Raw genomic sequence first — 13,391 nt, 5'->3', positions numbered from 1 at the left:
AAGCGTTATGGGAATTAGTGACCACTTGAAATCACAGATGTTACTTCGCCAGTGCGTTGTACAATCCAACCTGCATCGTAGAACCAGGCTGTCATAGGCTCAACAAAGAACACGATACCAGCCAGACCAACAAGAGCCAGTACGATAGTGTACGGCAGCGCCATCAGCACCATACGGCCATAAGAGAGGCGGATGAGTGGTGCTAGAGCCGAAGTCAGTAGGAATAGGAAGGCTGCTTGACCATTTGGAGTTGCAACTGAAGGTAGGTTAGTACCTGTGTTGATTGCTACAGCGAGTAAGTCGAACTGGTCGCGGTTGATGATGCCTTCAACGAGTGCAGTTTTCACTTCGTTGATGTAAACCGTACCCACGAATACGTTATCCGATACCATGGACAAGATACCATTCGCGACGTAGAACAGTGCAAGTTGCGCACCTTTGTCTTCAACGTGAAGTACAGCATCGATTACAGGCTTGAACAGACCTTGGTCGATGATTACCGCGACAATCGAGAAGAATACGGCAAGTAGCGCGGTAAAGGGTAGAGCCTCTTCAAACGCCTTACCCATTGAGTGTTCTTCGATGACACCGGTGAAGGCTGTCGCTAGGATGATAACAGAAAGACCAATCAGTCCTACTTCAGCAACGTGTAGCGCAAGGCCGACGATTAGCCATACCGCAATTGCACCTTGAACCCAAAGCTTTGCGATGTCTTGTTTAGTGCGGCTTGCTTTCTGCGTGTTATCAAACTCAACAAGGATTTGACGAACGTTAGCAGGCAGTTTTGCACCGTAGCCAAAGATTTTTAGTTTTTCCACAAGGGCACAAGTGATGATGCCGCAGATGAATACAGGCAATGTTACTGGCAGCATACGAATGATGAATTCGCCGAACTCCCAACCAGCTTGCTTAGCGATAACCAAGTTTTGCGGCTCGCCTACCATGGTCATTACACCACCTAGGGCTGTACCTACACCTGCGTGCATAAGCAGTGAGCGAAGGAACGCACGGTAGTCTTCAAGATCTTCGCGAGTCAGTTCCGAAATTTCTTCATCATGAGTGTGGTCGTGTGCTGAGTTCGAGCCTTTGCCTGACGCTACTTTATGGTAGATAGAGTAGAAGCCGACAGCCACACTGATCACTACCGCGATAACCGTTAGTGCGTCTAGGAATGCTGATAAGAATGCCGCTGCAACACAGAATGCAACAGAAAGTAGGATTTTAGAGCGGATGCCAAGCAGTATTTTAGTGAAGATAAAGAGCAGTAGCTCTTTCATAAAATAGATACCAGCAACCATGAACACGAGTAAGAGCAGCACTGGTAGGTTAGCTTGGATTTCGTGGTAAACCATTTCCGGTTTGGTCATACCGATTGCGATAGCTTGAATAGCTAACAGACCACCCGGTTGAAGAGGGTAACATTTAAGCGCCATTGCCAACGTAAAAATAAATTCTACGACTAATAGCCAGCCCGCAACAAATGGATCAACGAGGAAAAAAACAAATGGGTTGATGATTAAAAACGAAATGATGGCAACTTTATACCAATCAGGAGCCTTACCAAGAAAGTTCTTGATAAAAGCGTTTCCGAGAGACATCGGCATGTTAATACTCTTTTATGTTGATTATGAATTGGCAAGCAATACAACATTTGAGTTTCGAGCTATAAAAATTCTTTTAAAATCATAACTAACAGTGACTTAGAAAAACTACATTCCATGTAATGTTCTGTGGCCTTGCCAAGTCACTCCCTTAGAAACTCGTGCACTGCTCATTTTTGAGCGCAACTCTACTCTTAGATAACATTTAGTCAACAGGAAATGCTCTGTTGGCCTAAAAATACCACTTTTTTGTTGAAAAACGCGATCAAAGTAGCGCAAGCATAACACCAAAATTGTGAGAAAAATCGACTAGAATCAATATTTGCGTGAAATGATTGAAATTTACATAATAATCTAAGCTTATGTGCGATTATTACAACTTAATATTGCATTTTAATAGATCTAAAATTATGACCTATCTCTCTGATTTAATTGAAAAAGTGTTGTGTTAAAAATTTGTTTAAACTGATGTTATGCCATGCAGCGATATTAGACTAAAGGTGCAAACGTGTGCTGCAATTTAGAGTTTTAGCTCTATTGTGGGTTTGGCGTCTGTAAACTTTTCGAGGTGTTTCCGAGAGGCGCTAACTAGTGGTATGATGAGTCAATTAAAGCAAAATAATTAAATTGGATTGAAGTGTAGATGGTCATTAAGGCGAAGAGCCCGGCAGGATTTGCAGAGAAGTATATTATTGAAAGTATTTGGAACGGCCGTTTCCCCCCTGGCTCAATCCTACCAGCTGAGCGTGAGCTGTCTGAATTAATTGGTGTTACTCGAACCACACTACGTGAAGTATTGCAGCGTCTAGCCCGCGACGGTTGGCTGACGATTCAACATGGTAAGCCAACTAAGGTGAACCAGTTCATGGAGACATCGGGTCTGCACATTCTTGATACGCTAATGACATTAGACGTAGATAACGCGACCAATATCGTAGAAGACTTGCTTGCAGCACGTACAAACATCAGTCCTATCTTTATGCGTTACGCATTTAAGGTGAACAAAGAGAGTTCAGAGCGCACGATTATCAATGTGATTGAATCGTGTGAAGCACTGCTTGCGTCTAAAACGTGGGATGAGTTTGTCGAGTCTTCTCCATACGCAGAAAAAATTAAGCATGCAGTAAAAGAAGACAACGAAAAAGATGAAGAGAAACGCCAAGCGATTCTTGTTGCTAAAACTTTCAACTTTTATGACTACATGCTGTTCCAACGCCTTGCGTTTCATTCAGGCAACCAAATCTATGGTTTGATCTTTAATGGTGTTCGTAAGCTTTACGATCGCATCGGCAGTTACTACTTCTCTAACCCCGAAGCACGTCGCCTAGCGATGGATTTCTATAAAGAGCTCTTAGCCATTTGTGAGAGCGGCGAACGTGAAAACTTGCCATTACTGATCCGTAACTACGGTGTTGCAAGTGGACAGGTATGGAACGAAATGAAAACGACGCTGCCAACGAACTTTACTGAAGACGACTGCTAATAAGTGAGTTCAGCGAACAAACAAAAACGGCGAGCTATCTGATAGCTCGCCGTTTTTTATTCTTGTTTAGCGTTTTGATACAGAGGCAAGCCTACCCAGCAAATTCTTCTGAGTCTGGACGTTGAGAGAACTGAACACCGCTTAAGAAGTCGCACAATAGTTGATCTTCACAAGTCTTGTAGTTCTTATTGTTTGGTTTGCGGAAGTAGGCGCCAATTTCGTACTTACTTAGGCTAATTCCCATCACTTCTAATGCATCCAGTACATCTTCAGCCTTCATGTTTAATGCAATACGCAGTTTCATGAAAATCATGTTGTTAGTCAGTGATACTTCTGGCTTTGGCTGTTCACCCTCTTTCTTGCCGCGCTTAAGATTGATGAAACCATTTAGGAAGATTGCCAGCTCTTTATCTTTCATTTTCGAGAATGACTTTTCACCTTCAGCTTTTAGCCAGTTGTTTACTTGGTCATGCGCAACGGTAGAGTCTGCTTGCTCAAAGGCTTTGATGATTTGGGCGTTCTTCAGGTTTAGCGCGTGTTGGATACGGCGCAAGATTTCATTGTTAGTCACAGGAATCCTAATTCGGCAGTGAGTCGAGTGTCGCGAGTATTGTATTCGTACATTAAGCGTATTATCGACTGAAAAGTTGAGGAGGGAATGTATCAGAGAATGTGGGATATCAACAGAAATAAAAAATCCCCATGCATTACTGCGATGGGGATTTTCAATTCAGTGGTTGGCGTTACATTACGCGCATCCCTGGCTGTGCACCTTCGTGCGGCTCAAGGATCCATAGGTCGCTACCACCCGGGCCTGCTGCTAGGATCATGCCTTCAGACATACCAAACTTCATCTTACGCGGCTTAAGGTTTGCTACCATGACTGTTAGCTTGCCTTCTAGCTCTTCAGGTTTGTATGCTGACTTGATGCCAGAGAATACCTGACGAGTTTCGCCACCGATGTCCAATTGGAACTTAAGCAGTTTGTTTGCTTTTGGCACTTCTTCACAAGAGATGATGCGAGCAATACGCATGTCTACTGCTGCGAAAGCGTCAAACTCAATCTCTTCTGCGATTGGATCTTTGTCAAGCTCGGTTTGGCTTGCTTTGTTCTTAGCTGCTTCTGCCGCTTCTTTCGCTGCAACTTCTGCTGCTGCGTCTTCTTTAGAAGCTTCAATCATCGCTTCAACCTTCTTAGGGTCGATACGGCTGAATAGCGCCTTGAATTTAGTGATCTCGTGACCTGTCAGTGGTGCAGCCATACCTTCCCAAGTCAGTTCTTGGTTTAGGAATGCTTCAGTGCGTGCTGCTAGCTCAGGCATCACAGGTTTTAGATACGTGATCAGAACGCGGAATAGGTTAATACCAACAGAACAGATGTCTTGCAGTTCTTGGTCTTTACCTTCTTCTTTCGCTACAACCCACGGTGCTTTTTCGTCAACGTATTGGTTTGCTTTGTCTGCTAGTGCTGTGATTTCACGGATTGCACGACCAAATTCGCGAGTTTCGTAAAGCTCAGCAATACGATCAGCAGCTGCAACGAATTCGTTGTACAGCTCTGGCTCTGCGAAGTGGTCAGATAGCTTGCCTTCAAAACGCTTAGTGATGAAGCCTGCGTTACGCGATGCTAGGTTAACAATCTTGTTTACTACGTCAGCGTTAACGCGCTGCGTGAAGTCTTCAAGGTTAAGGTCTAGGTCGTCAATACGGCTGTTTAGTTTCGCTGCGTAGTAGTAGCGTAGACATTCTGGATCTAGGTGATCTAGGTAAGTCGCTGCTTTGATGAACGTACCCTTAGACTTAGACATCTTAGCGCCGTTTACCGTTACGTAGCCGTGTACGAATACGTTATTTGGCTTACGGAAACCGCTGCCTTCTAGCATTGCAGGCCAGAATAGAGAGTGGAAGTACACGATGTCTTTACCGATGAAGTGGTAAAGTTCAGTTGTACTGTCTTTTTTCCAGTATTCGTCGAAGTCTAGACCTTCAGTTTTGTTACATAGGTTCTTGAATGAAGCCATGTAGCCAACCGGTGCGTCTAGCCATACGTAGAAGAATTTGTCTTTCTCGCCTGGGATTTCGAAGCCGAAGTATGGCGCGTCACGTGAGATATCCCACTGTTGCAGGCCAGACTCAAACCACTCTTGCATCTTGTTCGCTGTTTCCGCTTGAAGAGAACCAGAACGAGTCCACTCTTTTAGCATGCTTTCGAACTGAGGTAGGTCGAAGAAGAAGTGCTCAGAGTCTTTCATTACTGGTGTAGCGCCAGATACGGCTGACTTAGGCTCAATCAGTTCTGTTGGGCTGTATGTCTCGCCACAGTTATCACAGTTGTCACCGTATTGGTCTTCTGACTTACACTTAGGACATGTACCTTTTACGAAACGATCCGGTAGGAACATCTCTTTCTCAGGGTCGAATAGCTGAGAGATAGTGCGACTAGAGATAAAGCCGTTCTTCTTAAGCTCTAGGTAGATGTGTGAAGCCAGCTCACGGTTCTCTTCTGAGTGTGTGCTGTGGTAGTTATCAAAGCTAATATCGAAGCCAGCGAAGTCTTTCTGGTGCTCTTCACTTACAGCAGCGATCATCTCTTCTGGTGTAATACCCATCTGTTGTGCTTTTAGCATGATTGGCGTGCCGTGAGCATCGTCAGCACAGATGAAGTTTACAGTGTTGCCGCGTAGGCGTTGGTAGCGCACCCAAATGTCAGCTTGAATGTGCTCAAGCATGTGACCTAGGTGAATCGAACCATTAGCATACGGAAGGGCACAAGTGACCAGTAGTTTCCTTGAATCAAGAGTTCTTGGATCGTTTGCCATACTTAAATTTCGCTTCTTTTTGATGGGTATAAATTTGATGTGTAATACTACTTTATAACGTGTGTCACGCCAAGATATCAAATTGACGAATCCCTTAGTTTTTTAAGGGTTCAGTCTTTCGTCAGCGGGTGATAGCATTAATTAAAAAAGGAGCCCCAATGCGTAACTTCACATCAAAGCAAGATTTTTGTTCTTGGCTGAATGAGTTTGAATCTGTACTTCTAATCCCAGAATGGGCATCTCAACCAAATATGGTGACGGTTGATCCAAAGGGTTCATTCATCATTACGCTTCCATTTGCGGCCAATAGCTTAGTAGAAGAGCTATCACACTGGATATCACATCAAATCGCGGAACAAAAAGTGGCGGGATTCGACTTTGAAGTTCGAATTAAGCCTGCTGCACTCGAAACAATCGTCTCAAGCCCGGTCAAAGGCGTGAAAAATATCATCGCAGTGACCTCTGCAAAAGGGGGAGTTGGTAAATCCACGACTTCAGTTAACTTAGCATTGGCACTATCCAAATCGGGTGCCAAAGTTGGTTTATTGGATGCCGATATTTATGGTCCTTCTGTGCCTATGATGCTTGGGCAAATGCAAGCGAAGCCGGAAGTGCGTGACAACAAATGGATGATTCCAATTGAAGCGCATGGGATCTTTACTCACTCAATCGGTTACTTGGTCTCAAAAGACGATGCTGCCATCTGGCGTGGTCCAATGGCAGCGAAAGCGCTTGGCCAGATTATGAATGAAACGGTATGGCCGGATCTTGACTATCTGGTCATTGATATGCCGCCGGGTACAGGTGACATTCAACTGACTTTGTCTCAGCAAATCCCTGTGACAGGCGCGATTGTTGTAACTACACCACAAGATCTCGCTTTAGCGGACGCACGCAAAGGTGTGGCGATGTTTGACAAGGTAGGCGTGCCAGTGGCGGGCCTGGTAGAGAACATGAGCTATCATATTTGCAGTCATTGTGGCGAAAAAGAGCATATCTTTGGCTCTGGCGGCGCTGAAGCGATGGCTGTTGAGTTTAGCCTCGATATTCTTGCTCAGATCCCTCTTCACATCGATGTTCGCGAAGATATTGATGCGGGAATGCCAACCGTAGTGCGTCGACCAGACAGTGAGCACACGCGTCATTATCTCGATTTGGCTGAAAATGTGGCCTGTAAGATGTACTGGACAGGTAAAGTCAAACCAGAGGCAATTAACTTTTCAATGGTTGAGTAGTTTATAATTCATACAGAGTGTGCAAGTGGTTGATGGGCTCTGGACATTAAGCAAACGTTTATCTTGATTTAATCCATTTCGATCATCAATTTGACGGTATTTTGCTGAAATGGCGACTAGAATCTACAGAGCTTAGCCCCTATAATCAGGCGGTTTATCTATTCCCATCACCAAAACCATATCGGGTGCAAAATAATGTCTGATAATAATCAATGTGTCATCGTAGGTATCGCTGGCGCTTCGGCTTCAGGAAAAAGTCTGATTGCTAGTACTATTTATAATGAGTTGCGCGAAAAAGTAGGCGACCATCAAATTGGTGTTATCACGGAAGATTGCTACTACAGCGACCAAAGCCACTTGAGTATGGAAGAGCGTGTTAACACAAACTACGACCACCCAAACGCACTAGATCATGACCTACTGTGTGAGCACTTGAAAGAGTTAATGAACGGCAACGCAGTTGAAGTTCCAGAATACAGCTACTCTGAGCACACACGTACTTCTGAAACGACTACACTTACTCCAAAGAAAGTGATCATTTTAGAAGGTATCCTACTGCTAACGGACCCACGTCTACGTGAACTGATGCACGCGAGTGTTTTCATGGATACACCACTAGACATCTGTCTACTACGTCGTGTTAAGCGTGATGTTGAAGAGCGTGGCCGTACGATGGAATCTGTACTGAAGCAATATCAAAAGACAGTGCGTCCTATGTTTATGCAGTTTATTGAGCCATCAAAGCAACATGCCGATATTATCGTTCCTCGTGGCGGTAAGAACCGTATCGCAATCGATGTTTTGAAAGCTCATATCGCTAAGCTATTAAAGGCGTAGTCGGTACCATCTGACAAAAGTAAGAATTTAGTTATAAGTTCTTAACTTAGCTTTATTTTTTATCGAATAAGTGGCACTTTTGTAGTGCCACTTTCTTTTGGAATCTAAGCAAGGAATATGCGGATGAAGAAACTACTCATTTTCATAGCTATCCCAGTTGTTGTCGTTATCGCGGCGATTCTGGCGCTAGTACTGTTAGTCAATCCCAATCAATTTAAACCACTGATCGTTGAACAAGCCCAAAAACACACAGGCTTAGAGCTTGTGATTGAAGGGGATATCAGTTGGCAATTTTTCCCATCGATTGGTTTTGAATTAGGAAAGACAGAGCTGCGCAATCCGCAGGGCTTTACCCAACCTAACTTATTCAAAGTCGAAACTGTCGGCGTTGATATCTCCGTGATGCCTCTTTTTAGCAATCAACTAGAGATCGGTAATGTTACGCTGGATGGTGCTCAATTTTATTTAGAAACTCTAAAAGATGGCAGTAAGAATATTGATGCGCTAACACAGCCTCAAACTACTGCCACGCCAGCAGAAGAGGCAACGACTCAACCAGAAGAAGCGTCCACTTCACCACAAGAAAGTGCGGCCTCAAACTGGACGATTAACCTCGCTGGTGTGACTGTATCGAATGCATTGTTCGAGATGAACGACAAACAAGCTGGTTCGTTTATCAAGCTATATGATGTGGCGTTTAACCTATCTGAATTCGCGGCTGATACGTGGACTACGGCTACTTTTTCGGCATCGGGTGAGAACAATCAGCAGAAGTTCTCTGCGCAAGGCAGTGCGGAATTAAAGCTTGCAAAAGGCTTCACAAGTTACGCACTGCGTAATATCGACTTGAATGCGACCTTCAGCGATCCGAGTACTCAAATCGAGTCGGCTAAGATTGGTCTTGATACGTTCGAGTTCGACAAAGTCAATAACTTAACATACAGCGTTGTGGGTAATGCTGCAGATATGACGCTTGATCTGAAAGGTGCAGGTGAACTGACGGTTGATAGCGCGATTTCAAAAGTCATTCTTAATAAGCTAACTTTGGATTCTACGCTTGAAGGTGATGCGCTTCCTCAATCGCCAATGAAAGTCGATATGCTCTCTGACCTTAGCTTCGACCTCACTAAGAGCCACTTGAGCTTTGTATTGAAAAAGCTTCAAGCGAACAGTATCGCACTCGACGGTAAGGCGGATGTGACGTTATCTGAAATTCCTAAGGTGCACTTCTCTCTACATAGCCCTAACATCGATTTGGATGAATTCTTAGGCTTGGGGAGCGCTTCTGATTCGTCAGCCGCTTCACAGCCAGCTAAAGAAGCTGATTCTTCAGCGCCCGCGAAAGAGGTTGAACCTGACCTCACGGCTTTGAAGACGCTTGATGTTAAAGGCGATATTACGATTGATAAGTTTAAAGCCAACAATGCTCACATGCAGAACGTAAAAGCGGCATTTTCGGTTAACCGCGGTGTGGCGAAACTTGAGTCATTCACGTCTAATCTCTATGAAGGCTCAATCTCAGCGACAGCGACTCTGGATGCTCGTAAGTCACCTGCGTCATATACAGCTAAGAAAGCAATCAAGGGCGTAAAGGTTCAACCATTGCTGGTGGATGTTGCGGATAACGATATGCTCGAAGGTACTGGCAACATTGACGTAAATGTTTCTGGTAAGAGCCTAACTCCAACGGGTATCAAGCAGAATCTCGTGGGTACTATTGCTATCAACTTTGCCGATGGCGCCGTGAACGGTATTAACGTAGCACAACTGATTCGCGAAAATTACGCCAAGATCAAAGGCGAGAAGTATGATAAGGCTGAAGGTGTTCAAAAAACTGACTTCAGTGCGATGAAGGCGACACTAAAAGTCGACAAAGGTTGGGTATCGACTAATGATCTTTCAGCACAATCGCCTCTGCTACGTGTAACGGGTTCTGGTAAAGCTAATTTCATCAATGAGACTGTCGACTTCCTAGTTCGTACCTCAATTGTGGGCTCATTGGAAGGACAGGGTGGTAAGAGTATCGATGACCTTAAAGATGTGACTATTCCAATTAAGGTTACGGGTGCTTGGGCAGACCCTAAGTTTAGCTTAGTGTTCGATGATGTATTGAAACAGAAAGCACAGAAAGAGATCGATCGTGGCGTGGAGAAGCTCACGGATAAGATCAAAGATGAGAAAACCAAGGAAGCGGTAGATGGACTCCTGAAAGGTCTGTTTAACTAATCCGTTTTTAGTCTGATACAAATGAAGCGCCACTCTTTAATTAGGAGTGGCGCTTTTTTATTTGAACGTCAAAAACAGAGGTTTTCTAAGACATCGCCTTTGTTGTAGGAAGTAACACGGACAAAGCCGTCATCTTCCCGAGTCGAGGATTTCAGTTCGAAGGTTATTACCAATCGACGCCTTGTAGCGCTTTAACCCCTGATTCGAAAGCGTGTTTAACATTGCGCACCTCTGAAACAGTGTCTGCCATCTCAGTAAGTGTGCGGTGAGCGCCACGACCTGTAATGATCACTGATTGCATCTTCGGTCGATTGTTTAGTGCTTCAACAACTTCATCAAGTTCAATGTAACCGTAACTAACCATGTAGGTTAGCTCATCAAATAGAATCACATCCAATGACTCGTCAGCGAGCATGCGCTTACACTCTGTCCAAACACGTTGTGCCGCTTCAATATCTTTGGCTTTGTTTTGCGTTTCCCAGGTGAAGCCTGTGCCCATCACTTGAAATTCAACATCGAGCTTCTCAAGCACATTCTTTTCGCCGTTGTCCCATGTTCCTTTGACGAATTGAGCTACAGCACATTTCTTACCGTGACCAACAGCACGAGTAATGGTACCAAAGCCAGAAGTTGACTTGCCTTTACCATTACCTGTAATGACAAGCAGTAGGCCTTTAACTTCCTGAGCAGCTGCAACACGAGCATCAACTTGTTCTTTCACTTTCTGTTGGCGGGCCTTATGGCGCTGTTCTTTGTTGTCTTCAGTCGACATAACTCTTCCTTATAATTTGTGATTAGCACTATCATAGCTTAAGTTAACACTATCAAAAACCATCGAAAGAACAGGTGATTAGGGATGAAAAAGATACTGGTAGTCTGTATGGGGAATATCTGTCGCTCACCAACAGGGGAAGCGATATTGCGTGCTAAAGCCAAGTCTATGGGGATCGAGGTTGAGGTAGACTCCGCTGGTACAATCGGTTTCCACCAAGGAAACCCACCAGATCCACGTTCTAAAGCGGCTGGTGAGGCTAGAGGCTACAGCTTTAAAGGAATTCGCTCTCGCAAAGTAGTGGCACAAGATTTTGATACGTTCGACCTAATTTTAGCTGCAGATAGAGCAAACTTAGCTGACTTAGAATCTCAATGTCCGGCTCACTTACAGTATAAATTGGCTCTGTTTCTAAGCTATGGTGAATCGAGTTATGAGGAAATTCCTGATCCTTACTATGGAGAGGGGGATGGCTTTGAACTGGTTCTCGATTTAATTGAAGAGTCGAGTGAAGCGATACTGAAATCACTGTAAAAATTGGACATTCCAGTTTAGTAAGCAGACACAAAAATGCCGACGTTTATCGTCGGCATTTTCTATTCTTATCTATGTAAAGCCATCAGCTATTACTTAGACATAACCTTGTAGATAGGATCTTCTGCAACGTTTGCTTCAACCAAGCTACCAGCTTTGTGCAGCATAGCAACACAGTCTTGGCTTAGGTGACGTAGGTGCAGTGTTTTACCTTGTGCTGCGTAACGCTCAGCAATAGTATCGATCGCTTCGATTGCTGAATGGTCAGTTACACGAGAGTTTGCGAAATCGACGATTACATCTTGAGGATCTTCTTGAGCATTAAATAGCTCTAGGAAGTTCGCTGTAGAACCGAAGAAGATCGGGCCATTCACTTTGTACTCTTTTGAGCCTTCTTCGTTGATGCAAGTATCTGCGTAGATGTGCTTAGCGTGCTGCCAAGCGAACATTAGCGCAGAAGCGATAACACCCACAAATACAGCAACTGCAAGGTCAGTCATTACAGTAACAACTGTTACTAGAACGATAACAAAGAAGTCTTGTTTTGGTACGCGGCGCGCAAGCTTGAACGTTGCCCATTCGAATGTACCGATAACAACCATGAACATTACCCCCACAAGTGCTGCTAGAGGAATCATTTCAATTAGCGAAGATGCAAATAGGATGAACATCAGTAGTGCAACTGCAGCAACGATACCCGATAGACGACCACGACCACCAGAGTTTACGTTGATCATCGATTGACCAATCATCGCACAACCACCCATTGCGCCAAATACTGAACAGGTTACGTTAGCCATGCCTTGACCAACACACTCACGGTTTGATTGGCCACGAGTGTTTGTCATTTCATCAAGCACAGTCAGAGTCAGTAGCGATTCAATTAGACCAATTGCCGCAAGAATGACTGCGTAAGGCAAGATGATGTAAATCGTTTCTAGGTTAAATGGTACTGCTGGAATCGAGAATGTTGGTAGAGAGCCTGCAAGCGTTGCAGCATCGTCACCAGACATAGTACGTAGGAAGTCTACTACTGTACGTGTTTCTAGATCTAAACCAACCACTAGCGCCGTCACTGTCACGATAGCAACCAGTGACGAAGGCACTGCAGTCGTAAACTTAGGCAAGAAGTGGATGATAGCCATAGTTAGAGCTACCAGACCAAGCATAAGTGTCATTTGGTCTGTTGGAAGCCAAGTTAGCGCGCCAGTGATGTCTGGTGCTTTAAATTGACCCAGTTGCGCAAGGAAGATAACAATCGCCAAACCGTTCACAAAGCCGATCATTACTGGATGTGGAACGATTCGAATAAATTTACCAAGCTTAAAGATGCCTGCTGCGATCTGCAGAAGGCCTGCTAGCATGATAGCGGCAAACAGGTATTGAACGCCGTGAGTCGCAACAAGACTAACCATTACAACGGCCATTGCGCCCGTTGCACCAGAGATCATACCTGGGCGACCGCCGAAGATTGATGTGATAAGGCCGACGATGAATGCTGCATATAGGCCGACCATTGGGTCAACACCAGCAACAAAGGCGAATGCAACGGCTTCAGGTACTAGAGCAAGTGCTACAGTAAGACCTGAAAGAACGTCATTCTTTACAGAGTGCTTTGAAAATTGTGGAAATTCGAACATGTGTGCTCAGCTATGCTTTAAATGGATTTACCGACACGAACATATTGCGGAGCTAAACAGGTGTAAGAAAGAGCGGCAATAGCTAAGTGTCGAAAAAGATAAGTGCGCGAATCCTACCCAAAAATGTGATTAAGTTCAAGGTTGAAGCTAACTTTGAGTAATATATCTGTTAATCGTTATTCCGTTGACGCATGTAAAAAAGGCTGCTTATGATAAGCAGCCTTTGAGTCTATTTACTCGAGAA

At 44.5% G+C, this 13,391-nt stretch carries 10 protein-coding genes; 5 read left to right on the top strand and 5 right to left on the bottom strand.

All coding sequences use genetic code 11. The features are described from left to right. Nucleotides 1-14: 14 nt before the first annotated feature. Complete coding sequence (gene nhaB, locus AC6I7V_RS08800) at nt 15-1,604, bottom strand: Na(+)/H(+) antiporter NhaB (protein WP_255230356.1); 1,590 nt, start codon at nt 1,602-1,604, stop codon at nt 15-17. A gap of 640 nt (nt 1,605-2,244) precedes the next feature. Here nhaB and fadR point away from each other — a divergent pair. Further along, nucleotides 2,245-3,084, top strand: coding sequence for a fatty acid metabolism transcriptional regulator FadR (fadR, locus tag AC6I7V_RS08795; protein WP_255230357.1), 840 nt, complete (start codon nt 2,245-2,247; stop codon nt 3,082-3,084). Nucleotides 3,085-3,175: 91 nt separating this feature from the next. Here fadR and AC6I7V_RS08790 read toward each other — a convergent pair whose 3' ends face one another. Together AC6I7V_RS08790 and metG are read right to left on the bottom strand one after the other, a co-directional pair. Further along, nucleotides 3,176-3,655 (bottom strand): YehS family protein, encoded by a 480-nt coding sequence (locus tag AC6I7V_RS08790; protein WP_150893958.1) that lies wholly within the window; start codon nt 3,653-3,655, stop codon nt 3,176-3,178. A gap of 172 nt (nt 3,656-3,827) precedes the next feature. After that, nucleotides 3,828-5,903 (bottom strand): methionine--tRNA ligase, encoded by a 2,076-nt coding sequence (gene metG, locus AC6I7V_RS08785; protein ID WP_255230358.1) that lies wholly within the window; start codon nt 5,901-5,903, stop codon nt 3,828-3,830. A 158-nt stretch (nt 5,904-6,061) separates the two neighbouring features. On the opposite strand from metG, the gene apbC reads away from it, so the two are divergent. From apbC to AC6I7V_RS08770, 3 genes are all read left to right on the top strand, one after another. Beyond that, nucleotides 6,062-7,138, top strand: coding sequence for an iron-sulfur cluster carrier protein ApbC (gene apbC / locus AC6I7V_RS08780; RefSeq protein WP_498010701.1), 1,077 nt, complete (start codon nt 6,062-6,064; stop codon nt 7,136-7,138). Nucleotides 7,139-7,333: 195 nt separating this feature from the next. Further along, entirely contained in the window at nt 7,334-7,975 is a 642-nt protein-coding gene (gene udk, locus AC6I7V_RS08775) for a uridine kinase (RefSeq protein ID WP_498010700.1), read from the top strand. Between the two features lie 117 nt (nt 7,976-8,092). Further along, a complete protein-coding gene (locus tag AC6I7V_RS08770; protein ID WP_498010699.1) occupies nt 8,093-10,201 on the top strand; it encodes an AsmA family protein in 2,109 nt (702 codons plus the stop codon). Nucleotides 10,202-10,367: 166 nt separating this feature from the next. Here the strand turns inward: AC6I7V_RS08770 and cobO are convergent, their stop codons facing one another. Further along, entirely contained in the window at nt 10,368-10,973 is a 606-nt protein-coding gene (gene cobO, locus AC6I7V_RS08765; RefSeq protein WP_032552027.1) for a cob(I)yrinic acid a,c-diamide adenosyltransferase, read from the bottom strand. A gap of 84 nt (nt 10,974-11,057) precedes the next feature. Here cobO and AC6I7V_RS08760 point away from each other — a divergent pair, with 84 nt between their 5' ends. Continuing rightward, nucleotides 11,058-11,507: a low molecular weight protein-tyrosine-phosphatase gene (locus tag AC6I7V_RS08760; protein ID WP_255230362.1), complete on the top strand. Its 450-nt coding sequence runs from the start codon at nt 11,058-11,060 to the stop codon at nt 11,505-11,507. A gap of 92 nt (nt 11,508-11,599) precedes the next feature. On the opposite strand, the gene AC6I7V_RS08755 is transcribed toward AC6I7V_RS08760, so the two are convergent. Further along, nucleotides 11,600-13,147, bottom strand: a complete 1,548-nt coding sequence (locus AC6I7V_RS08755; protein ID WP_255230363.1) for a SulP family inorganic anion transporter — start codon at nt 13,145-13,147, stop codon at nt 11,600-11,602. Between the last annotated feature and the right edge of the window lie 244 nt (nt 13,148-13,391).

The sequence above is a fragment of the Vibrio sp. KUL70 genome, assembly GCF_059725515.1.
The sequence above is the reverse complement of the archived record's forward strand: the minus strand, read 5'-3'. Positions and strand labels throughout refer to the sequence as shown.

Excerpts from the sequence above, each read along its gene's own strand:
- AC6I7V_RS08755 (WP_255230363.1), bottom strand. The coding sequence starts at position 13,147 with ATGTTCGAATTTCCACAATTTTCAAAGCACTCTGTAAAGAATGACGTT.
- AC6I7V_RS08770 (WP_498010699.1), top strand. The coding sequence starts at position 8,093 with ATGCGGATGAAGAAACTACTCATTTTCATAGCTATCCCAGTTGTTGTC.
- fadR (WP_255230357.1), top strand. The coding sequence starts at position 2,245 with ATGGTCATTAAGGCGAAGAGCCCGGCAGGATTTGCAGAGAAGTATATT.
- metG (WP_255230358.1), bottom strand. The coding sequence starts at position 5,903 with ATGGCAAACGATCCAAGAACTCTTGATTCAAGGAAACTACTGGTCACT.
- AC6I7V_RS08760 (WP_255230362.1), top strand. The coding sequence starts at position 11,058 with ATGAAAAAGATACTGGTAGTCTGTATGGGGAATATCTGTCGCTCACCA.
- nhaB (WP_255230356.1), bottom strand. The coding sequence starts at position 1,604 with ATGCCGATGTCTCTCGGAAACGCTTTTATCAAGAACTTTCTTGGTAAG.
- udk (WP_498010700.1), top strand. The coding sequence starts at position 7,334 with ATGTCTGATAATAATCAATGTGTCATCGTAGGTATCGCTGGCGCTTCG.
- apbC (WP_498010701.1), top strand. The coding sequence starts at position 6,062 with ATGCGTAACTTCACATCAAAGCAAGATTTTTGTTCTTGGCTGAATGAG.
- cobO (WP_032552027.1), bottom strand. The coding sequence starts at position 10,973 with ATGTCGACTGAAGACAACAAAGAACAGCGCCATAAGGCCCGCCAACAG.